Origin of the sequence: Lentibacillus sp., assembly GCF_035301675.1 — a bacterium.
In the GTDB taxonomy this organism is placed as follows: Bacteria; Bacillota; Bacilli; order Bacillales; family Amphibacillaceae; genus Lentibacillus.
In genome coordinates, this window is sequence record NZ_DATGTT010000017.1 from 1 (window position 1) to 20613 (window position 20613).

General features: G+C 42.9%; 24 protein-coding genes. 9 read left to right on the plus strand and 15 right to left on the minus strand.

The window, feature by feature from the left end:
- Positions 1 to 603: 603 nt before the first annotated feature.
- Positions 604 to 1488 (minus strand): nucleotidyltransferase-like protein, encoded by an 885-nt coding sequence (locus VK097_RS03100; protein WP_324210337.1) that lies wholly within the window; start codon positions 1486 to 1488, stop codon positions 604 to 606.
- A gap of 128 nt (positions 1489 to 1616) precedes the next feature.
- Between VK097_RS03100 and VK097_RS03105 the strand changes: the two genes are divergently transcribed.
- Entirely contained in the window at positions 1617 to 2012 is a 396-nt protein-coding gene (locus VK097_RS03105; protein WP_324210338.1) for a YgzB family protein, read from the plus strand.
- A gap of 256 nt (positions 2013 to 2268) precedes the next feature.
- Here the strand turns inward: VK097_RS03105 and perR are convergent, their stop codons facing one another.
- The 5 genes from perR to VK097_RS03130 all read right to left on the minus strand — a co-directional run bounded on the left by perR (position 2269) and on the right by VK097_RS03130 (position 5555).
- Entirely contained in the window at positions 2269 to 2718 is a 450-nt protein-coding gene (perR, locus tag VK097_RS03110) for a peroxide-responsive transcriptional repressor PerR (RefSeq protein WP_414672150.1), read from the minus strand.
- A gap of 178 nt (positions 2719 to 2896) precedes the next feature.
- Positions 2897 to 3457, minus strand: a complete 561-nt coding sequence (locus tag VK097_RS03115; protein WP_324210340.1) for a cob(I)yrinic acid a,c-diamide adenosyltransferase — start codon at positions 3455 to 3457, stop codon at positions 2897 to 2899.
- Positions 3458 to 3459: 2 nt separating this feature from the next.
- Positions 3460 to 4410, minus strand: a complete 951-nt coding sequence (locus VK097_RS03120) for a D-2-hydroxyacid dehydrogenase (RefSeq protein WP_324210341.1) — start codon at positions 4408 to 4410, stop codon at positions 3460 to 3462.
- Between the two features lie 169 nt (positions 4411 to 4579).
- A complete protein-coding gene (bcp, locus tag VK097_RS03125; RefSeq protein WP_324210342.1) occupies positions 4580 to 5020 on the minus strand; it encodes a thioredoxin-dependent thiol peroxidase in 441 nt (146 codons plus the stop codon).
- A gap of 82 nt (positions 5021 to 5102) precedes the next feature.
- Positions 5103 to 5555, minus strand: a complete 453-nt coding sequence (locus tag VK097_RS03130; protein ID WP_324210343.1) for a potassium channel family protein — start codon at positions 5553 to 5555, stop codon at positions 5103 to 5105.
- Between the two features lie 126 nt (positions 5556 to 5681).
- Here VK097_RS03130 and VK097_RS03135 point away from each other — a divergent pair, with 126 nt between their 5' ends.
- Positions 5682 to 6989, plus strand: coding sequence for a glutamate-1-semialdehyde 2,1-aminomutase (locus VK097_RS03135; protein ID WP_324210344.1), 1308 nt, complete (start codon positions 5682 to 5684; stop codon positions 6987 to 6989).
- A gap of 370 nt (positions 6990 to 7359) precedes the next feature.
- Here VK097_RS03135 and VK097_RS03140 read toward each other — a convergent pair whose 3' ends face one another.
- The 4 genes from VK097_RS03140 to mutY all read right to left on the minus strand — a co-directional run bounded on the left by VK097_RS03140 (position 7360) and on the right by mutY (position 11456).
- Positions 7360 to 9111 carry an ABC transporter ATP-binding protein gene (locus tag VK097_RS03140; RefSeq protein WP_324210345.1) on the minus strand — a complete coding sequence of 584 codons (1752 nt, stop codon included), beginning with the start codon at positions 9109 to 9111 and terminating at the stop codon, positions 7360 to 7362.
- Positions 9112 to 9402: 291 nt separating this feature from the next.
- Positions 9403 to 9930: a nucleoside tri-diphosphate phosphatase gene (gene ntdP, locus VK097_RS03145; RefSeq protein WP_324210346.1), complete on the minus strand. Its 528-nt coding sequence runs from the start codon at positions 9928 to 9930 to the stop codon at positions 9403 to 9405.
- Positions 9931 to 10088: 158 nt separating this feature from the next.
- A complete protein-coding gene (locus VK097_RS03150) occupies positions 10089 to 10265 on the minus strand; it encodes a gamma-type small acid-soluble spore protein (RefSeq protein WP_324210347.1) in 177 nt (58 codons plus the stop codon).
- 123 nt (positions 10266 to 10388) lie between these two features.
- On the minus strand, positions 10389 to 11456 hold the full coding sequence (mutY, locus tag VK097_RS03155; RefSeq protein ID WP_324210348.1) for an A/G-specific adenine glycosylase: 1068 nt from the start codon (positions 11454 to 11456) through the stop codon (positions 10389 to 10391).
- A 216-nt stretch (positions 11457 to 11672) separates the two neighbouring features.
- Between mutY and VK097_RS03160 the strand changes: the two genes are divergently transcribed.
- Positions 11673 to 12659 (plus strand): metal-dependent hydrolase, encoded by a 987-nt coding sequence (locus VK097_RS03160; protein WP_324210349.1) that lies wholly within the window; start codon positions 11673 to 11675, stop codon positions 12657 to 12659.
- Between the two features lie 284 nt (positions 12660 to 12943).
- Here VK097_RS03160 and VK097_RS03165 read toward each other — a convergent pair whose 3' ends face one another.
- Complete coding sequence (locus VK097_RS03165) at positions 12944 to 13279, minus strand: YfhH family protein (protein ID WP_324210350.1); 336 nt, start codon at positions 13277 to 13279, stop codon at positions 12944 to 12946.
- 272 nt (positions 13280 to 13551) lie between these two features.
- Here VK097_RS03165 and VK097_RS03170 point away from each other — a divergent pair, with 272 nt between their 5' ends.
- Entirely contained in the window at positions 13552 to 14211 is a 660-nt protein-coding gene (locus tag VK097_RS03170) for an SDR family NAD(P)-dependent oxidoreductase (protein WP_324210351.1), read from the plus strand.
- Between the two features lie 47 nt (positions 14212 to 14258).
- Here VK097_RS03170 and recX read toward each other — a convergent pair whose 3' ends face one another.
- The gene (recX, locus tag VK097_RS03175; RefSeq protein WP_324210352.1) at positions 14259 to 15071 is read right to left on the minus strand and encodes a recombination regulator RecX; all 813 of its coding nucleotides are present in this window, start codon (positions 15069 to 15071) and stop codon (positions 14259 to 14261) included.
- A 107-nt stretch (positions 15072 to 15178) separates the two neighbouring features.
- Between recX and VK097_RS03180 the strand changes: the two genes are divergently transcribed.
- The 5 genes from VK097_RS03180 to VK097_RS03200 all read left to right on the plus strand — a co-directional run bounded on the left by VK097_RS03180 (position 15179) and on the right by VK097_RS03200 (position 18479).
- Positions 15179 to 16069 carry a TIGR01777 family oxidoreductase gene (locus VK097_RS03180; protein WP_324210353.1) on the plus strand — a complete coding sequence of 297 codons (891 nt, stop codon included), beginning with the start codon at positions 15179 to 15181 and terminating at the stop codon, positions 16067 to 16069.
- A gap of 65 nt (positions 16070 to 16134) precedes the next feature.
- The gene (locus tag VK097_RS03185) at positions 16135 to 16260 is read left to right on the plus strand and encodes a YfhE family protein (protein ID WP_324210354.1); all 126 of its coding nucleotides are present in this window, start codon (positions 16135 to 16137) and stop codon (positions 16258 to 16260) included.
- A 321-nt stretch (positions 16261 to 16581) separates the two neighbouring features.
- A complete protein-coding gene (locus VK097_RS03190; protein ID WP_414672151.1) occupies positions 16582 to 16794 on the plus strand; it encodes a PLDc N-terminal domain-containing protein in 213 nt (70 codons plus the stop codon).
- Complete coding sequence (locus tag VK097_RS03195; RefSeq protein WP_324210356.1) at positions 16795 to 17703, plus strand: ABC transporter ATP-binding protein; 909 nt, start codon at positions 16795 to 16797, stop codon at positions 17701 to 17703.
- Positions 17703 to 18479: an ABC transporter permease gene (locus VK097_RS03200; RefSeq protein ID WP_324210357.1), complete on the plus strand. Its 777-nt coding sequence runs from the start codon at positions 17703 to 17705 to the stop codon at positions 18477 to 18479. The genes VK097_RS03195 and VK097_RS03200 overlap by 1 nt, the downstream gene beginning before the upstream one ends.
- A gap of 26 nt (positions 18480 to 18505) precedes the next feature.
- Here VK097_RS03200 and VK097_RS03205 read toward each other — a convergent pair whose 3' ends face one another.
- The 3 genes from VK097_RS03205 to VK097_RS03215 are packed head-to-tail and all read right to left on the minus strand — an operon-like array spanning position 18506 to position 20438.
- Complete coding sequence (locus tag VK097_RS03205) at positions 18506 to 19213, minus strand: hypothetical protein (protein ID WP_324210358.1); 708 nt, start codon at positions 19211 to 19213, stop codon at positions 18506 to 18508.
- Positions 19214 to 19216: 3 nt separating this feature from the next.
- The gene (locus tag VK097_RS03210; RefSeq protein WP_324210395.1) at positions 19217 to 20071 is read right to left on the minus strand and encodes an ABC transporter ATP-binding protein; all 855 of its coding nucleotides are present in this window, start codon (positions 20069 to 20071) and stop codon (positions 19217 to 19219) included.
- Complete coding sequence (locus tag VK097_RS03215; protein WP_324210359.1) at positions 20061 to 20438, minus strand: GntR family transcriptional regulator; 378 nt, start codon at positions 20436 to 20438, stop codon at positions 20061 to 20063. Before VK097_RS03215 ends, VK097_RS03210 begins: the two co-directional genes overlap by 11 nt.
- Between the last annotated feature and the right edge of the window lie 175 nt (positions 20439 to 20613).

Here is a 20613-nt window from a genome sequence, read left to right on the forward strand (position 1 = left end):
TAGGCACGCCGCCAGCGTTCGTCCTGAGCCAAGATCAAACTCTCCAATAAAGTTTGAAATAAGATTGACACCGATCAATCTCTTTCATGGCTTGCTTTCAAATTGATACAGGGTTTTTGGTCTTCCGTCAAAAACAGATTCTGACATCCGACCTCTTACCTCTGACATCTTTGTCATACTGGTTGTTTTGTTCAGTTTTCAAGGAGCAATTTTGCGTTGCCGTTTTTCGACAGCGACTTAATTATTGTATCATCTTCCAAAATCAAAGTCAATAACTTTTTCGGAAGAGTTCGTTGCCTGCTGAAGTGCAACGATATTTAATTTAACACGATAACCTCATGTTTATCAAGAGGTGATTTTGTGCTTTTTCTCGCCGCTCAAAATCCAACATGCATTTTTGCGACAGATATAAATGTACCATGCATTAAAATGAAAGTCAATAAGATTTTTAAAAGCATCTAAATCTACGTATGAAGATTGTCAGGCCAGGTCATTTGCCGTGCTGAATCATGGTTTTTGCGCGTTCGCAATTCAAATCGCATGCAGTGAATATGCCCTGCCGATCCCGTTTCTTAATTTTGTAATGTATTTCCCGTCCCGCCTTTAAAGATTCCACGACCGATTTACCCGATATTGACGCTGATATACACCGGCGCCTTTTGTATCAATTCTGACCGGCGACAGAATTCCCTTCTCGGTCAGATAATTGAGAATGGCTGCCAAATCGAGTTCATACGGTTTAACGCCGGGATTCTGCTTGATACCTTCATACGACCAGGCACCATCTTTTGTCTCCATAATATCGAGCAAATGCTTGGCTGAAACCTTTGCTCTTCTGATGATGGCAAAGTCCGCAGCAAGTATCATCAATTGTACTCGTTTTGCTATTTCTTCGTTGCTTTCGATTAATTCATCATATAACTTATAAACCTCAGGATCGATTTTTTTCACCTGATTCCATAATGTCACTTCCGGATAGCACCCTTTTTCAATAACTGTAAGCCTAGCCAGATAATGAAGCGAGTGCACCATCCGGGTAAAGGCATCTTTATACTGTTCCGACATGTAAAGATCTTTCACTTCTGTATAGCTTTTGATTAATTTCCCAAATTCCATTGCTTTTCTTAAATCTCTTTTTACAAGCGGAAACGTTCTTAAATGTTCTTTCAGCCGCGAAACATACTCGTCCCGGTCAAAGATTATTTTCCCTGCTATAATCCACTCAATTGCCTTCCGGTACCCGCTTGTATCAATCCATTGTCTGAGTAAATGATCGGTTATGGTATGCATTACAGCTGTATTGCCATTTTCTAATTCATAGTGCTTTTCCTGCCATTCAATTTCAGAATTGCCGACAATATTAAGCAAAATCACATCAAAATTATCAGTGATTGGGCTGTCCGGTGTTTTTCTTTCAATTAAAATAATACCCAGTGTGCTTGGGTTGCTCTCACGCTCCTGATAAATCGGCCGCAATAAATCTTCCATTTTATAAATCCTCCATTATCTTCAGTACTATATTTAATTCGTTATGATTTTGTGAAATCCTTTTTCTGAATCCGAAATTCCTGTAAAATATGCTATACTGGTCCTGTAAATAACAAGGAGGACAATTCATGGCAGATAAATTGGTCTATTCCAGTAAAATAAATAAAATCCGTTCATTTGCGCTGATACTGATTTTTGTCGGGTTTGCTGTAATGTACGGCGGGATTTTGTCCAGAAAAATTGAGTGGCTCATGCTGACACTTTTTTTGCTCGGTGTTGTGTTTATTCTGTTAAGCTGTGTGGTTTACTTCTGGATCGGGATGCTCTCAACGAAAGCTGTCCCGATTATTTGTCCAAGCTGTGAAAAACCGACAAAAATGCTTGGGAAAGTCGATGCCTGCATGCACTGCAAACAACCGCTGACACTTGATAAAGATTTGGAAGGCTTCGAATTTGATGAAAGATACAATAAACGCAAATTTCGGGATGAAGCAAAAACCAAAATAAAAAATAACCAACAGTAAAGTGAAACTTCATTCAGTGGGGCGCTTTTTCCCACTGAATGTTAGTTGAACAGAATCGGGCATTTATGGGCAGTTAGCCGCCGGTTTTGGGCGGGTTACTGCCCATTAGATGCGGGGTAAAGTGAAACTTCATTCAGTGGGACGCTTCCCCCCCTGAATGTAAGTAGAACGAATCGGACCTTAACAGAATAAATAGACATAAAAATCCAGCCTGTCTGAACAGGCTGGATTTTTATGCCTTTTATGCCATGAATTATTAATGCTTTTGCGTTTCCGGCTGCTGGCATTCCTCACATTCACCGTAAATCTCCATTCGGTGATGACTGACATCAAAACCGGTTACCTGTTCAGCCAGCGATTCAACTTCATCCAGAGTCGGGTAATGGAAATCCTGAATTTTGCCGCATTTTTCGCAAATAATATGATAATGTTCACTTGAGTTATAATCAAAACGGCTGGATGAGTCACCGTAAGTCAATTCCCGTACAAGTCCGATTTTCCGCAACACACGCAAATTGTTGTAAACCGTTGCAACACTCATGTTTGGGAATTTGCCTTCAAGGGCTTTATATATGTCATCGGCTGTCGGGTGAATCATTGAGTTAAGAAGGTACTCAAGAACCGCATGACGTTGTGGTGTTATACGTACGCCAGAATCTCTGAGTGTATCGATTGCTTCCTGCAATTTATTATCAGACACCGTCATGCACCCCACTTTCAATATTTATTCGATTTAAAGCTATATTATTATATTATAATTCTTATAATTAAAGTCTACCCGCTAAACCTGCTTGCTGTCAATAAAAGTATATTACCAATTTGTCTATATTATTAATGAATCTTAAAAAGAGCGATACCATTTTTGGATAATCGCTCTTTCTTCGTTAAATATCTGCTTTCAGTGGTGTTTCTTTTCCCCCAAGGGCCTGATTAACATACCTTGCCGCCACAAATAAAAAATCGGAAAGTCTGTTCAAGTAAGATATAACCAGCGGGTTAACCTCCTCCTGTTCATTCAGCGCTATCGCCGTTCGCTCCGCCCGCCTTGCAACCGTTCGCGCGGCATGGAGTGAACTTGAAGCGGAATGTCCCGATGGCAGAATAAAGTTATGCAGCATTTCCAGGTGCTTATCCCAGGCATCCATCTGCTTCTCAAGTTCATCGATATGTTCCTGCTTCAGTTTCCAGGCTACTTCCCTGTCTTTCGGAGTCGCAAGTTCCGCCCCCACGTGAAACAAAATCGTCTGACTGCGATGCATTTGTTCCATAAACGGGACCTTAGCCGTCCATTCTTCCTTATCGAGAAAGCTGAGCGCAAGACCAATCATCGAATTAGCCTCATCACATGTGCCATACGCTTCCACACGCAGATCATTTTTAGGCACGCGTTCCCCATAGATTAAAGATGTCTTCCCTTTGTCACCTTTCCTCGTATAAATACGCATCCTTAATACCCCCTTGTGACATCCATTTTATTCACGTAATCTGTTCCGCCGTTTAAATAAGTTTGCAGATTCTCCTCAAAAATCTCCAGCGCCCGCTTCTGGTAAAACGGAGAGACACCAGATAAATGCGGTGTTACGGTCACATTCTCTTCCTGCCAGAACGGATGATCTTCCAGAAGCGGCTCTTCTTCAAAAACATCCAATACCGCATGAGCCAGTTCACCTTCGCGCACCGCTTTTAAAATCGTTTTTTCCTGTACAACATCCCCGCGCCCCATGTTTAAAAAAACGGTATGGTCCGGCATTATCCGGAAATGATCATAAGTGAAAAAGTGCTTTGTTTCCGATGTGCTCGGGAGAACCGAGACAACATAGTCCGTCCCCGGCAGTACACTTTCAAGTTCATCCTGTTTGACGGTCCGGTCAAAATATTCCACGGAACGTCCGCTTCTGGACACGCCATTAACATTCATCCGAAATGCTCTGGCAAGGCGTGCCACCTCCTGTCCGATCGCCCCCGTACCGGCGATGAGCATCGTCTTCCCCGTCATTTCCTGCATACGTACCGAACGATCCCATTTATTCGCTTTTTCGTTTTCCATCATTTGCTTCGCCTGACGGTTGACTTGCAGCAGCATGGAAATTGCATATTCCGCCATCGGATATTTATGGATGCCCCTTGCATTCGTCACCATAATATTCCGATCATTGATTACTTTAAACGGCATTTTGTCAACGCCGGCAGATAGCACCATAATCCATTTCAGCCGAGAAGCCTCATCGATCAATTCATCGGTAAGGTCCTCACCGAACGTCATCAAAATTTGCGCATTATCTATATGCTGCCTGGCCTCATCCATATCTCTGCTAAAAATAAATGTTGAGTCAGGATAGCGTTCGCGAAGTCTGGTCCGATGTTTTTTTGAAATCTTTGCTGATGATAAGATATTCAAGCAAATCCCCCCTGCTGTGTCTAATGTTTATCTTAACCATTTTCATGTGGAAGTTCCATTACTCGACAGCCTGCTTTAATGTATGAAAAAATAAATTTCAATTATCAGGAGATTGCAGCGGGATTACATAAACGGGGCAGTTCGTTTAATATGAACTGCCCCGCTTTCATTAACTCGCTTCCCGTAAGTATTCAAGTGCTTCTTCCACGTGACCTTCCACTTTCACTTTGCGGAATTCTTTCTGCAGATTGCCTTCTTTGTCGATGATGAAAGTGGAACGTTCAATCCCGCCATTCCATACACCGTAGTCTTCCGCTGTTTTGTGATCCTCATCCGCCAGAAGCATAAATGGCAAATCATGTTTGTCTATAAACTTCTGATGGCTTTCGACCGGATCCGGACTGACCCCGATGATAACTGCATCCAGATCACTGAATTTTTCCTTGTTATCCCGGAAGTCACACGCTTCATTTGTACAGCCTGGTGTCATATCTTTCGGATAAAAATAGAGGACAACATTCTGACCTTTATAGTCTGACAGGCTGACTTGCTTGCCGTACTGATTTTGCAATGTGAAATCCGGTGCTTGTTTACCTTCTTCTGCACGCATCGATATTCCTCCTTAATAGAAATTGTCGATTGTGTGTTAAATGAAAGGATATTCCGAACTTTTGAATATCCCAATATGTCCACTATAGCATATCTTTTTTTCTGTCTCTATCATCCTGATTGTTCTGCACAAGTTTTAATACAAAGGCTGTTGGCAAAACATACCCGATCAGCGCCTGAACAAGTGCGATCAGTCTGCCGATTCCAATCGGCGTAATATCACCATAGCCAATCGTCAGAAGCGTGACCCCGCTGAAGTAAAAGGAATGGATTAATGAACCGACTACGCTTACTTCGCGCAGTTCCCCACCTTCAACCAATAAAATATGATTCATCGACAGCACAAAATAGATCAGGCCAAAACCAAAAATGACAATCAAATAAATCATCAGCAATGTATAAAAAAGTTCAGCAGAAAAACGGCTGTCGCGCATTTGCATACGACCGCGCAGCCTGCCGCCTCTGATAAAATCAATAATGCTGATTGTTACAAGAGTAGTAATACCCAAAGTAACCATCCACGAAATGATATCCATAGTATCCCCGCCCTATTGTGAGCATATGCTCATCCACCTGCTGAATTGCCATTTATTTTTCGTGACCCATCCAATCGGGTATAATCAGAATTGGAATTAATGTAATCATTTTGGGAGGCATTATCAATGAATTTCTCAACATCGGAAGCATTGCACGAAGAAGCACTCGACCATATTGTCGGCGGAGTGAACTCACCGTCACGAGCCTATAAAGGAGTCGGAGGCGGCACACCGGTTTACATGGAACGGGGCAAAGGTGCCTATTTCTGGGATGTCGACGGCAACAAATATATTGATTATTTGGGGGCATACGGGCCGATTATCACCGGGCATGCCCACCCGCATATCGCCGAGGCAATTACATATGCAGCAAACAATGGCGTGTTGTACGGAACCCCGACAAAACTTGAAAATAAGTTTGCCAAAAAGCTGAAAGAAGCTATACCTTCATTGGAAAAAGTGCGGTTCACGAATTCGGGAACGGAAGCGGTTATGACCACAGTCCGGATTGCCCGCGCTTATACCCGACGAAATAAAGTAATCAAATTTTCCGGCAGCTATCACGGCCATTTTGATTCGGTCCTGGTTGAAGCGGGTTCGGGCCCGGCAACATTAGGAACACCTGACTCGGCAGGGATTCCGGAATCAGTTGCTGAAGATGTGATTACCGTCCCATTTAATGACCTGGAAACATTCCACCAGGCAATGGAACGCTGGGGTGATGAGGTTGCAGCCGTACTAGTCGAACCGATTGTCGGCAACTTCGGCATTGTTGAGCCGAATGATGGGTTCCTGCAGGGCGTGAACGATGTATCACATGATGCCGGCGCACTTGTCATCTATGATGAAGTGATTACCGCATTTCGGTTCACATACGGCAGTTCACAGCAGATTCATGGCGTTGAGCCTGATATGACTGCCCTAGGCAAAATCATCGGCGGCGGACTGCCAATCGGGGCGTACGGCGGCCGTAAAGATATTATGGAACAAGTGGCACCGCTCGGTCCTGCATATCAGGCCGGAACGATGGCAGGAAACCCTGCCTCAATGGCATCAGGTATTGCTTGCCTGGAGGTACTCGGAGAAGACGGTGTTTATGAAAAACTGGATCAGCTTGGTGAGCGTCTCGAAAATGGCATTTTAGCTAAAGCATCCGAATCAGGAATACCTATTTCTCTAAACCGGGTTTGCGGTGCCCTTACTGTTTATTTTGGCAAAGACACCGTTGAGAATTACGAACAGGCTGATGCCAGCAATGGTGACGCATTTGCCCGGTTCTTCCACCTGATGCTTGAACAGGGCATTAACCTGGCCCCATCCAAGTTTGAAGCATGGTTTTTGACGACCGAGCATTCTGAAGCAGACATCGATGTAACTATTGAAGCTGCCGGTAAAGCTTTTGCAGTTATGGCGAAAGATTCAGATCGAGCATAAAAGTCTTTTCTTAAAGTCATAAAGACACTCGCGTTGGAGAAATCGGTTCCTGCCGAGGATAAAGAGGTTGAGACATAAATAAAATGTTCAATACTAAAGACGAATAACGACCAGAAGATTTAAGTATAATGTTCGGATAAATCTTAACCATCGCTGTGGAAAAAGAACACTTCGTTTTCCGGGGCGGCTGATGAGCCTAAGCTCCCCCAGGTATATCAGCATTTTTCCTCCGCTGGTTTTGGTGGAAATCCATTATACTATAAAAAGAAAAATCCAAACTGATTCGAAATCTAATTGATGAATTTTGAATCATAGTTCGGATTTTTCTTTAATTTAAAGACTTCTAGCCCAACCACTTCACCAACAACTATCATGCTCCATCCAAATTTTGTACCTGATACAGATCGTAATAGTGACCTTTTCGTGCCATCAGTTCGTTGTGTGATCCAGCTTCTTTAATTTCGCCATCTTCAATATGAACAATCCGGTCTGCATGAGTGATTGTTGCAAGACGATGTGCGACAATGAATGTCGTTCGATCGGAAGCAAGCCGTTCCATCGCTTCCTGAATAATATGCTCACTTTCCAGGTCGAGCGCTGAGGTTGCCTCATCAAAAATCAGGATAGGCGGATTTTTCAAAAACACCCTGGCAATGGCAACACGCTGCTTCTGACCGCCGGAAAGTTTGACACCACGCTCACCGACCATAGTATCGTAGCCTTCGTATAATTCTTGAATGAAATCATGGGCATTTGCCGCTTTAGCAGCTTCGACCACTTCCTCATCGGTTGCATCAGGATTACCCATTCGAATATTCATGGCGATTGACTCACTGAATAATATATTGTCCTGTAAAACCATGCCGATATTATCACGCAATGAACGGGCTTTTACATCACGAATATCGGTTCCATCCACTTTGATCGATCCGCCCGTCACATCATAGAAGCGCGGGATCAGACTAATCAGTGTTGATTTGCCACCGCCGCTCATGCCGACGAACGCGATTGTTTCGCCGCTTTTAACATGAAGGGAGACGTCCCTCAGAACTTGCGCCTCCTCATCTTCATACTTGAACGACACATGTTCAATATCAATTTTCCCGTCAACACGTCCCAGCGCTTTAGCATCCCCTTTATCAACGATATCGTACGTTTCATTCATCAATTCAAACACACGATCAATTGAGGCAATCGACTGAGTCAGCACTGTCGAAGAACTGATCAAACGACGCAGCGGGCTGTATACCCGTTCCATATAGCCGGAAAAAGCTACCATGGTACCGACTGTTACGTTGCCTTGAATCACCTGATAGCCGGCAAACCCAATGACCAATAATGGCGCCAGGTCCGTTACGGTGTTCATGACTGCAAACGTTTTGGCGTTCCAGTTGGTATGATTAAGCGCTTTGTGCAGAAAGTTGGCATTTCGTGAATCAAATTGTCCCTGCTCATAATCTTCAAGCGCGAAACTTCTTGTCACCGGAATGCCCTGGACACGTTCATGCAAATGCCCCTGCACTTCAGCAAGTGATTGCGAACGCTCCCGTGTCAGCCTTCTGAGTCTTCCATAGAAATACTTAACACAAAATCCGAATATCGGGAACAAGATGATGGCGACAATTGTCAGGCCGACATCCATTGTCAGCATAATGCAAATTGCGATTAAAATGGTGATCATATCAAGCCATATATTCATGAGCCCTGTTACCACAAAGGTTTTCGTTTGTTCGACATCATGTATTACCCGGGAAATAATTTCCCCGGTTTTTGTCTGAGAATAGAATCTCAGGCTCAGTTTTTGGATGTGGTCAAACAGTTTATCCCTGACGTCATACAGGATGGTGTTTCCGACCCATTGCGCCAGGTATTGTCGAAAGTATTCAATCGGAGGACGCAAGAGAAGAAAGACGATAAACGCTCCCCCCATCAGCCAGAACAGCTGCTCAAGCCTGGCTGAATCCGTCATCCCCTCCGCATTGATGATATTGTCAATCACATATTTTAGAATCAATGGAATGAGGAGAGGAATGCCGAATTTCAGAATTCCGACAGAAACCGTTATAACGATTTTCCATTTATATGGTTTGACGAACTGTAAATACTGTTTAATACTGCTCATAACTTCGCTTCCTTAATATATAATAGTGCGTGTTCAAAAAGGTGAGTAAAAAGGACCAAAAAGTTCGAGACGGCGAAGCTTTGAGCAACGTAGTGTATGTACTTAAATACACGAGTAGCGAAAAGCAACCCAACGAAGAAATTCGAAGTGCCATTTTTACCGGGCTTTTTGAACAACCTCAAATAGCTAACCAATGAAAAGCCCTTGCTACATTTGTAACAAGGATCGATCAATTTCACACTCATTAAATTATAAGACGATTCGGTCGTGTTAATCAATTAATTGGATTTATTATTGATACGTCAAATACCGTTCATACCATTGATCAATGAACCCCCCTGAAAAAGGTCCTTTCCGCTGTCTGATCCATCCTGTCAGATAATCAATATTCCGGTACAAAATACGGTCCATCGCACTCGGATAATTCATCTGAGCTTTATGCTCTTCATACTCGTCCTCATCCAACAAATCAAATGTCATATCCGGATATACCTTGATATCGAGATCATAATCAATATATTTCAGTGCTTCGTGGTCAAAAATGAAGGGGGAGCTAATATTACAATAGTAATAAATGCCATCATTACGGAGCATGCCGATAATATTAAACCAATACTCTGAATGGAAATAGCAAATAGCGGGTTCTCTGGTTATCCAGGTCCTGCCGTCGCTTTCTTTCACCTTTGTTTTGTCATTTGCACCGATGACAACCATCTCAGTCCCCTTCAGCACAAGCGTGTTTTCCCATATACGATGCAGCCGCCCATTATGTTTAAAACTATGTATTTGTATGGTTGATCCTGATTTCGGACCGGGCATCCTATCTCTCCTAACCAAACTTGTTTATGATATCCTCAGTGATTTTATTGAAAAACCTTTATTATTTCATTATAAGTTCAACCGTAAAAATTAACAAAAGAAAAAGAGCTCCCTAGGGAAGAGAGCTCTTTAACGTCTGAAATTCGGGGGTCGCTCAATTATTTCTTTTTTTGCTTTGATTGTTGGTTCTGCTTTCTGACTTCCTGTGCGTTTGTTTCAGATGCAAATTCAGTGCCGTACTGACCTTGCCCTTGCTGTGCCTGTTGGTTTTGCTGTTTTACCTTTTGCACGTTGGTACCAGCAGATGTTTTGTTGGGCTGTTGTTTTTTAGCCATCAGTATCACCTCCGCAGTTATTACTTTTTCCATTTTGAACGCTGTTATCCACACTAACCAAAGTTAAAATCAGCATTTTCAGGCATAAAATGGAAAAAGCCATAATACCTGCGTCTGCGCAATTCAGGTAATATACCGCATCATTTTTTGATGGGATACGGGAAAAGGGTACTCCTCCAATTCGTCGCGGCTTACGAATCGTACGCGCTTATCTTCTGTCTCTTTACTCGGTGTCGTTGCCGCTACAATTTCCAGCTGCCAGATAATATGGGAAAAAACGTGCTTGAGATCACCCTTTTTATCTGACAGTTCAACATCGATTCCATATTCCATTTCAAACCAGTTCACCATATGGTCTTTGCCAATTTCAGCAATAGGCACCATTGGAAACTGCCATAAATTGGCCAACAGACCGTTTTCTGGTCGTTTTTCAATCAGATACTCGCCTCTTTCATTATGGATTAACAATACCGTATAAGGAATTTTTTTCTGTTTTTTCGCTTTTGACTTGATTGGCAGCTCCTGTTCCATCCCTTCCTGAAACGCTCTGCAATGTTTCTGAACCGGACAGAACATGCACATTGGTTCTTTAGGCGTACAAATCAGTGCCCCCAGTTCCATAATCCCCTGGTTAAACGAAGATGGATCATCATGTGATATAAGTTCACTCGCATAACCTTCAAATTGTTTTTTAACCTTTGACTGGGCGATATCGTCTTCTATTTTTAAAACACGTGAAAGAACCCGCATGACATTTCCGTCTACGGCAGGCTCAGGCTGATTAAACGCAATCGACAAAATCGCACCTTTTGTGTATGGTCCGATGCCTTTAAGTTTTCCTAATTGTTTTGGGTCATCAGGCACTTCACCGCCATATGCTGCTTCAACTTCCCGGACTGCGGTTTGCAAGTTGCGTACACGGGAATAATATCCCAGACCTTCCCACGACTTTAAAACATCCTGCTCCTCTGCATATGCTAAATCATACAGGGTTGGATATTTTGAAATAAACCGTTGAAAATAAGGGATAACAGTATCCACCCGGGTCTGCTGCAGCATAATTTCTGAAACCCAGACCTTATATGGATCCTGATCTTGCCGCCATGGCAGATCACGTTTGTTGGATTGATACCATTCAATTAACTTTTCCTGAAAACTGTAAATGTCGAAATTCTGTAATATTCCAGTCATTTTGTTACACCCTTTATGTTACAATTAAAAAAGAACGGGAATGATTCCCATAAAAAAGCTTAAGTCGGATTTTTGACACTTTATACTTTTATAACGATAAGCGTATGATTTGCTTAAAGCAATAATTTTTAATATAAGATGACATGTATGTTTTTCAATCACTCAAGTTAAACAAAAAATAAACATCATGAATCCTATTGAGGAGGAATTCACCTTATGGACACAGGCACCCATATCGTTATGGGGGTTGCAATCGGTGGATTGGCGACGCTGGATCCCGCTGTACAAAATGACCCTGCTTTATTCAGCGCTGTACTGGCCGGGACTGTTATTGGTTCACATGCGCCGGATTTCGATACCGTTTTAAAATTGCGTAATAACGCTGAGTATATACGACATCACCGCGGGGCGACGCACTCCGTTCCCGCTGTGATCATGTGGGGACTCTTGTTGGCGGGCATCATTTATATGATTGTCCCAAGTGTCGATTTTTGGCACTTATATGTCTGGACAGCTCTGGCAGTTGTCATTCATGTGCTTGTGGATATTCCTAATGCATACGGAACACAAGCATATCGGCCCTTTTCCAATAAATGGGTCGCACATGGGTTCATTAATACGTTCGATCCATATATATTTCTGCTTCATATTGGCGGAATTGTCGCTTGGCTACTTGGCGCGAATCCGGGATATACGTTTCTGGCCATTTATGCGGTTATTGCACTCTATTACGTGAAGCGGTATATGGATAAACGGGAAATTGTCCGGGTGATCAAGGACTTTTACCCGAATACCGAACAAATTGCAACCTCCCCTACCATTAAACAAAATCAATGGCGTGTGGCCATTACGACAACAGATTATTTCTATGTAGGATCGGTAATTGACGGTCATATTGACATTGTCGATCAATTCGAGAAAATCCCTTTGCCGGACAATGAACTTTTTGATCTGGCTGTACAGGATAAAAACGTTGCTGCATTCTTATCGTTTTCCCCGGTTTACCGCTGGGAAGTGCATGACTTCGATGACTTTACCGAAATTCGATTCATTGATCTGCGATACCGATCGAACGAACGCTACCCATTCGTGGCTGTTGTTCAAATCGATGATAACATGCGCATTATGAACTCCTATACAGGTTGGATTTTTTCCGAGCAAAAACTACAAAACAAACTTGAAGTCGGCGACAACCCGGTCTGAGGGGATGAATGATTCTTATTTGCTGAGGCTCGGACAAAACTAAATAATCAATCCTAAAGATGATACTCCTTAAGCGGAGGAAATATACGGAGTCCCCTGCGGCAAAGGCCTATGTGAGACCCCGAAGAACGGAGTACGAGGAGGCTCACCAGCCGCCCTAAGGTGCGCCAGTATATTTCCGAAGGGGGGTATATGCACCAACTATAATGACTAGTTAGTTCGGATTTTTTGATTCAATACTTTTGTCCAGCCTCTTTTTAAATTAACAAATGATTGCATTATTCCTAATCCTCGACCTTATCTCCCAGCAGTGAAATCGGAAGTGCCTCTTCCTTTTCGTGCACTTCATTCAGTAAATTGACACGATGCCCCCAGGCAAACACACCATTGATAAAATTGATTTTGAATTTGTAGCCCGGATCTCCCTTCAATTCATAGACTTCCTGCGGTGAGAAATCATCCGGGTTGATCATATAAGCAATCGCGACCTGCATTTTGCGTTCATTAATGGCCACTTCACTTATATTTCCCAGCTGTTCAGCTTTCTGCGCTTTTTCCTTCAGCTTGCCAACTTCCTCACGAAGCTGCTCAATTGTAAAATCACTATATCGGTAATCCATTGTTTGATGCTCCCTTCTCTAACCAGTTTATATTTTATCAGTAGTTTAGGAAAATGAACACTCCCCAACACCTGCTCACGCTTAGAAAGCTTCTTTACAGTAAAAAAACCCGCTTACCTTTTCGCGAAAATGCGACATACAACAAAAAATCAAAACATAAAAGACCGCGGATATGATATCCTTGCCCTAAAGACATCTTACGAGAGAATACAATGCTAATGGGTTATTCCCGTCTGCAGGGTAAACACTTTATTATTTGGAGGAGATAAAGCATGTCTACGGTTGCAATCACAGGAGCAGGAAGCGGTCTCGGCCGCGCGCTTGCGCTGAAATATGCCAATAACGATTATAAAATTTTTTTACTGGGACGGAATGATACGAAGCTTCAACTGGTTCAAAAAGAAATCCAGCGAATTAACGGACAGGCGGAAGTTATCCTATGTGATGTGCAGGAGCCTGCTTCAGTCAGTATCGCTTTTCAGCAAATCGGTGAACTCGATGTGTTTATCAATAACGCCGGCGTTGGAATCTTTGGTCCGCTGGAAGATTATTCTGTAAGTGATATCGACAAAACACTCCACACAAATGTGAAAGGGACCATCCTGAGCGTCCAGTCCGCACTTCCGATGATCCGAAAAAATAATGGCCGAATTTTAACGATTATTTCCACTGCAGGACTGCGCGGAAAGGTGCATGAATCGATCTATTGTGCCAGCAAGTTTGCCGTAAAAGGTTTTACGGAAAGCATGCAAAAAGAATGTGAGAATGAGCCGATTGGGATAACATCTGTTTACATGGGCGGCATGAACACACCTTTCTGGGATGATTCATCACATGTGGAGGACCCATCTGTTCTAAAAAGACCGGAAGATGTAGCCGAGCAGATTTTTAATGAGGATGACGGCCGAAGTGAAATCGTTATTGACCGGTAGTTTATGGATATATAGCGAAATCCATTGCTGGTCTATAAAACAAGACGTCAGTCCTCGCGTTTTTCATCTAAAAATGCATTAATCAGATCAATTGTGAAGCCTTTGCGATATAAGGCTTCTTTTATTTTCTGTTCAAGCTCAAAGCCGCTGTGTTTCTGCTCGTGTTTACGAAGCACTTTTTCACCTTGCTTTACAAGTGCTTCCCATTCGGCATTATCGTCTTTTTCATGCTCCAATTCTGCAGTGACTTCCTTTACGACATCACCGGAAAAGCCTTTTTGCATAAGTGTTCCCTGCAGTTGCTGGATCTGCTGCCGAAATGATTTTTTGCTGCTTGATCCGAGCTTTTTCCTAGCCAGCTTTGATGCTTTTTCAAATTGGACATCGAAGGTATACATGTCGATCGCTTCAGCGGCAAACACTTCATCGACTCCTTTTTGAAGCAGTTCCTTTCTGACGAGCATCGGGCCTTTGTTTGACGTCTGCATGCGTGTCCGGACGAAGCTTTGCGCAAATTGCCTATCATCTATCAGACGTTCGGCCGTCAGTTTGTCCATGATTTGAGCGATATGTTCTTCATCTACTTCTTTTTGAACAAGGTAGTCACGGATTTCCTTTTTCGTACGCATGCGGTAGCTTAAAAAATTAATGGCAAGGGTATATGATTTATGTAACGTATCTTTCTGGATAAGTGCCGTTATGGTGGCATCATCAAGATCCAAATCTTTACGCAGCCGGTACTCAATCAATATCGCCTCATCGACACTGAACCCGTACTTTTCCCCGTTACCGTCATCCAAAAAAATATTATAGCGGTCTTTGTGCTTCTTTTGTGTAGTGATCCGGGTAATTTTAGCCATTAAGCTCCCTCCTTCTGTCAAAAATATTATATCATGAAAATCACCAGGAAAAATCAGCATACTAAGAGAATTATTTAAAATAAACTATTATGATTGGAGTGAACGAAATGAATATCATGATTACCGGCGGAACCGGCTTTGTCGGTAAGAATCTGACACAGGCATTAACCGAAAAAGGGCATATTGTTTACATATTGACACGCTCACCTGAGAAGTATACAAACACCAGTCATACCGCCTTCATTGGCTATGACCACCCGATTGAAGACTTACGGAGGATTCATGCGGTCATCAATCTGGCCGGGGACTCGCTGTTCGGTTATTGGACAAAAAAGAAAAAGAAAGCCATCCGCACAAGCCGGATTGAAACAACGCAAAAGGTCATCAGGATGATGAAACAAATGGACCGGAAACCGGATGTCTTCATTAGCGGCTCAGCAGTCGGTTTTTATGGGACTTCAGAGGATCTCATCTTCACGGAACAAACAGTAAAGCCCGGTGATGACTTCCTGGCAGATGTAGTTGCGGATTGGGAACAGACGGCCAAACAGGCGGAACAGCTTGGCATCCGAACCGTTTTCACACGATTTGGTGTCATTTTGGGACAGGAGGGTGCGCTGCCGCTGATGAAGCTGCCGGTTAAAATGTTTGCCGGGGGCAGAGTCGGAAACGGTGAACAATGGGTCTCATGGGTTCATGTAGAGGATGTCGTCGGGCTGATACAATTTTGTATGTTTAACGAACATATCAATGGTCCCGTCAATCTGACCGCGCCAAATCCGAAACGGAATAAAGATTTCACCCGTATACTTGCTGATGTGTTGAACCGTCCCTTTTGGCTTCCGGCTCCAGCTTTGATGGTCCGGACGGCTATTGGGGAGATGAGCCTGTTAATCGCAAAAGGACAATATGTTCTGCCGGAAAAAGCTCAGGAATACCGCTATTCATTTTCCTTTCCATACCTCAAAGAAGCTTTAAAGCAAACAGAGCGGCAGTGAATATGTTTTCCCGCGTATATTTCCATCGCTTTGAAACAGTCTATTATAAAAGTGAGGAATTGCTTATGCCAAAAAAACCAATCGAACAGGAAAGATTTTTATCCAAAACACAGGAAGTTCTTTATCAAAAAGAATTCCGGAGGGCTGACCATGCTTACAACCGGATGTCCCAAAAAGGAAATCGCAGTTAATCCACGCGATTTCCTTTTTGTTATCCACAGCATTGTTGATAAAGTTGTGGAATCCCAGCACAAATGGACCGCTTATACACACGTTTTCGGTGGATAACTTTTCAAATAAGTGTGGACAATGTGCATAAATCTGTTGATTACTTTCTGTCAGCTAATCAACCTGTTGATAATTCCGTGGATGGTTGTGTATATTCATGCTGGAAAACCTTATCCGGTATTTTGTCCGAGAAAATGAGGCAAATACCGGTTTTTTATGGATTTAAACAGAACCTTTTTGTGGTATATTCCGTATGAGTACTATACTATTCGATTGAGGTGTACATAGTGGAAGAGCTTAATATTTTAAGTGAAATCAATTGGGCCGTCATCGCACCACTGGTCGTCATTCAATTGATTCTGCTGGCCGTTGCCGTCATTGATCTGGTTCGAATTGACCGAACCAACGGCCCAAAGTGGATGTGGGCGCTTATTGTTATCATTATCAATATCATCGGCCCGATTATATATTTCATTTTTGGAAGGAGAAACGACTAAATGGCGCTGCTCACCGTTGAAAACCTAAGCAAACAGTATGACAACAGCCTGGTTGTCAATCAGACGAGTTTCCAATTTGAATCAGGGAAGTGTGTGGCGCTGATTGGCCCGAATGGTGCCGGAAAAACCACGACACTAAGAATGCTTTCCGGATTGCTGAAACCGACAAGCGGCACCATTACATTCGATGATATGAAACAAAATGCCGATATCCGGGGAAATATCGGCTATTTGCCGCAGCATCCTGTTTTCTTTAAATGGATGACGGGACAGGAATTTCTCATTTATGTCGGGCGGCTGGCAAATCTGTCAAAGCAGGAAGCCGAAAGCCGGGCAGAAAGGCTTCTTGATTGCGTTGGTCTGACCGAATCTGCCAAGCGGCGAATCGGAAAGTACTCCGGCGGAATGAAGCAGCGGCTCGGGATTGCACAGGCTATGATCCATCAGCCGAAATTGCTGATACTTGATGAGCCGGTATCTTCCTTGGACCCAATCGGCCGTCGTGACGTTCTGACTTTGATGGAAGAATTGAAAAAAGATATGACGATTCTATTCTCGACCCACATTTTAAGTGACGCAGATGAGGTCAGCGACGAATTGCTGCTTCTGCATGAAGGCAGAATCGTTGAATCAGGCTCAATGACTGAACTTCGCGATAAATATCAGACCGCCAAAATTGAACTCGGTTTTGACGGGGATTTACATAAATATAAAGAACAGATAACAGACCTGCCTGCCGTCACTGACTGCTATATTGAACGGGACCTGCTGCATGTGAACATACAGGATATGGCAGCAGCGCGGCATAATATTCTGGCAATCGCCTCAGCTCAAGAATGGCCGCTGACGTCTTTTGCCATTAACCGTGCGTCACTGGAGGATATGTTCATGAAGGCGGTGAATGGCTGATGCAATGGTGGACACTTTTTCAAAAAGAACTTATCGAAAACATGCGTAACGTAAAATGGATTTGGGTGCCACTGATCATGATACTGATAGCGATTATGGATCCGCTCACCAATTACTACCTGCCGCAAATTATTGAGGCCACCGGCGGAATGCCTGAGGGTGCCAAAATTCAGCTGCCGGACTACCAGCCAAGCGATGTCGTCATGATGAGCCTAGGGCAGTTCAATACAATCGGAGTCCTGATCATTGCGTTAATTTCAATGGGGACGATTGCCGGTGAGCGTAAAAATGGCGTCTCGGAACTGATTCTGGTTAAACCTGTTTCCTATCTGAACTACATTACCGCCAAATGGGCATCATTTGTACTCTTGACACTGGTCAGTTTCTCGATGGGGATGCTTGCCAGCTGGTACTATATCAATTTACTATTCGGTGAATTATCATTGGTAGCACTGCTTCATATATTATTCTTTTACGGCTTGTGGCTGATGCTTGTCGTATCGTTATCGATTTTTTATAATACCTTATTCAAGACACCTGGTCTTGTCGCATTTTTGACCATTTCAACGATTGTATTGATGGGTGCGGTGACAACGGTATTTTCCCATATACTCGAATGGAGTCCCAGCCGTATTACCAACTATATTCAGAAAATGATTGTCACCGGAAATGTCCCGTCCGATTTAGCCGGTGCGGCCATTGTCACACTCAGCACGATTGTATTACTGATAGCGGCTTCAGTTGTAGCATTCAGAAAAAAAGAATTAGCAAGTTAAAAGGGGCTGGGAGCACCAGCCCTTTTCTATCTTACTTTAACCGTTGTAATCCTGCGTAAAAACAGATAAGAGGTCCCATAAATCATGGTTCCGACACCCAGCAGTTGATAAAAGAAACCAAGATCGATTCCCGAAAAGACATCAACAACAAAATCAAGGAGCCATCCCTGTGCTATTCCTAACAGACTGATAATCAGCAGCGCGCCAAGAAAACTGCCGCCGCCTGCCAGACCATATTTATAGAACAGCAGACCAATGATAAACAAGACTGCCATAAGGAAAAACATGATGGACGTATCAATTAAAATACGCGTGTACCAAGTATCATCCAGAAAATAAGCGGGATGGAGAAATGAGAACAGGTCAGTCCCCGTTGCGTTCATTAATGCCATGACAATCTCCTGCAGAATCGTCGCGGCAAGTGCCATTACAACGGATAAAACAAGAAAAAATATCCCAGTGCCGACAAATATATTTTTCCGTGTAGCACCCATCTTAATGGAAAACGGCAGAGACTCCTTTACGGTCAAAAATCCCAAAATCGCACAATATACATATATTGGTCCGGTTAGGCTGAACGTAAAAAATGTATCCTCATTATCCAAGCCTGCCAGGAAGTACGTGAAGGCCAGTGAAACAACCAATATAGCCAGTATAATCGTCCAAAAAATCATTAGTGAGTAACGAAGATCCGATACGTAGAAGTACAGCAACCCTTTAATCTGTCTGCCCATTTGTTATGCCCCCTTATTTTCTGTTAAATAAATCATCAGTTCCTGAATTGGTATGCCTTCAGCTGTCAGCCCGGCTGACTTTGCCTGATCCATATTTCCATAGATATATGCAGTCATCATCCCAGCAAGCTGTTTGCTCTGAATAACTTCTTTGTCTTCGATAAACACTTCAACATCCTGAACCGGTCCGGAAACCGCGTATGCATGGTCACGCAGCGCGTCAGCTTCTTGCTGCAGGACAAGTTTTCCATCTTGTAAAATAAGCACTTCCTCAAACATCAGACTGACTTCATCGATCAGGTGCGTGGAAAAGATAATCATTCGTTTTTCCGCTTCATATTCTTCCAGTAAAATATCATAAAACTTTTTCCGTGCGGCTGCGTCAAGCCCAATATATGGTTCATCAAAAATCGTGATCGGCGCCTTGCTTGCCAGCCCGACGATAATGCCGAGTGCTGATGCCATCCCCTTTGATAATGTTTTTACTTTCGCATTTAAATTAAGATTATACTCCTTGATTAATTCATCAGCCAGCTCCTGGTCCCATGTCGGATAAAAATAAGCGTAAATTTTAAGGACATTTTTGACTTTTAAATCTTTTTTAAAGTTATCGCCCTCTTTAATCAGACAAATTGATTCCGTCAGGTGCTGATTATCAAACGGATTTTCGCCATCAATCAGAATCTCGCCCTTGGAGGCTAAAATGTGCCCCGATAAAATATCCATAAATGTTGTCTTCCCCGCTCCATTTCTTCCCAGAAGCCCGTAAATTTTTGGCTCTGATAACATAAACGAAACATTGTCCAGTGCTTTCGCATCTTTATATGTTTTCGATACATTTTTGACCTCAATTTTCATCATGGTTCTCCTCCCTGTTCACCATTTCCAGCAGTTCGCTTTTATTAATTTTTAATTTGGCTGCTTCATCCTTTAATGGCAGTACAAAATGTTCATAAAACGTCTGTTTGCGCTTCCCGATTAAAATCGTTTCGGCATCTTCGGTTACAAACATTCCAACACCCCTCCGTTTCACTAAGATACCTTCATCCACCAGCTCATTGGTCCCTTTCGCAGCCGTTGCCGGGTTGATTTGGTAGTGTTTGGCAAATTCATTTGTGGACGGAACACGCTCCCCCGGGTTGATTGTTCCATTGATAATCGCGTCTTCCAGATGTTCTTTGATCTGCATAAAAATCGGCTTATTTTCATCCAATTGCAATTTCATAATGAGGCTCCTTAGGTGATTGGTTAATTACTTATGTAACTAACCGTATAACTAATCCATGATTTTGTCAATAACTTTCTGAAAAACATATGAAAATGCTAAAGTTCACAATTAAAGTCCAAAATTCACAGAAATCGTAAAGCAATCTGACTTCATTAAAAAGCCCCGCACCTTA

Excerpts from the sequence above, each read along its gene's own strand:
- VK097_RS03100 (WP_324210337.1), bottom strand. The coding sequence starts at position 1,488 with ATGGAAGATTTATTGCGGCCGATTTATCAGGAGCGTGAGAGCAACCCA.
- VK097_RS03105 (WP_324210338.1), top strand. The coding sequence starts at position 1,617 with ATGGCAGATAAATTGGTCTATTCCAGTAAAATAAATAAAATCCGTTCA.
- perR (WP_414672150.1), bottom strand. The coding sequence starts at position 2,718 with ATGACGGTGTCTGATAATAAATTGCAGGAAGCAATCGATACACTCAGA.
- VK097_RS03115 (WP_324210340.1), bottom strand. The coding sequence starts at position 3,457 with ATGCGTATTTATACGAGGAAAGGTGACAAAGGGAAGACATCTTTAATC.
- bcp (WP_324210342.1), bottom strand. The coding sequence starts at position 5,020 with ATGCGTGCAGAAGAAGGTAAACAAGCACCGGATTTCACATTGCAAAAT.
- VK097_RS03130 (WP_324210343.1), bottom strand. The coding sequence starts at position 5,555 with ATGGATATCATTTCGTGGATGGTTACTTTGGGTATTACTACTCTTGTA.
- VK097_RS03135 (WP_324210344.1), top strand. The coding sequence starts at position 5,682 with ATGAATTTCTCAACATCGGAAGCATTGCACGAAGAAGCACTCGACCAT.
- VK097_RS03140 (WP_324210345.1), bottom strand. The coding sequence starts at position 9,111 with ATGAGCAGTATTAAACAGTATTTACAGTTCGTCAAACCATATAAATGG.
- ntdP (WP_324210346.1), bottom strand. The coding sequence starts at position 9,930 with ATGCCCGGTCCGAAATCAGGATCAACCATACAAATACATAGTTTTAAA.
- VK097_RS03150 (WP_324210347.1), bottom strand. The coding sequence starts at position 10,265 with ATGGCTAAAAAACAACAGCCCAACAAAACATCTGCTGGTACCAACGTG.
- mutY (WP_324210348.1), bottom strand. The coding sequence starts at position 11,456 with ATGACTGGAATATTACAGAATTTCGACATTTACAGTTTTCAGGAAAAG.
- VK097_RS03160 (WP_324210349.1), top strand. The coding sequence starts at position 11,673 with ATGGACACAGGCACCCATATCGTTATGGGGGTTGCAATCGGTGGATTG.
- VK097_RS03165 (WP_324210350.1), bottom strand. The coding sequence starts at position 13,279 with ATGGATTACCGATATAGTGATTTTACAATTGAGCAGCTTCGTGAGGAA.
- VK097_RS03170 (WP_324210351.1), top strand. The coding sequence starts at position 13,552 with ATGTCTACGGTTGCAATCACAGGAGCAGGAAGCGGTCTCGGCCGCGCG.
- recX (WP_324210352.1), bottom strand. The coding sequence starts at position 15,071 with ATGGCTAAAATTACCCGGATCACTACACAAAAGAAGCACAAAGACCGC.
- VK097_RS03180 (WP_324210353.1), top strand. The coding sequence starts at position 15,179 with ATGAATATCATGATTACCGGCGGAACCGGCTTTGTCGGTAAGAATCTG.
- VK097_RS03185 (WP_324210354.1), top strand. The coding sequence starts at position 16,135 with ATGCCAAAAAAACCAATCGAACAGGAAAGATTTTTATCCAAAACACAG.
- VK097_RS03195 (WP_324210356.1), top strand. The coding sequence starts at position 16,795 with ATGGCGCTGCTCACCGTTGAAAACCTAAGCAAACAGTATGACAACAGC.
- VK097_RS03200 (WP_324210357.1), top strand. The coding sequence starts at position 17,703 with ATGCAATGGTGGACACTTTTTCAAAAAGAACTTATCGAAAACATGCGT.
- VK097_RS03205 (WP_324210358.1), bottom strand. The coding sequence starts at position 19,213 with ATGGGCAGACAGATTAAAGGGTTGCTGTACTTCTACGTATCGGATCTT.
- VK097_RS03210 (WP_324210395.1), bottom strand. The coding sequence starts at position 20,071 with ATGAAAATTGAGGTCAAAAATGTATCGAAAACATATAAAGATGCGAAA.
- VK097_RS03215 (WP_324210359.1), bottom strand. The coding sequence starts at position 20,438 with ATGAAATTGCAATTGGATGAAAATAAGCCGATTTTTATGCAGATCAAA.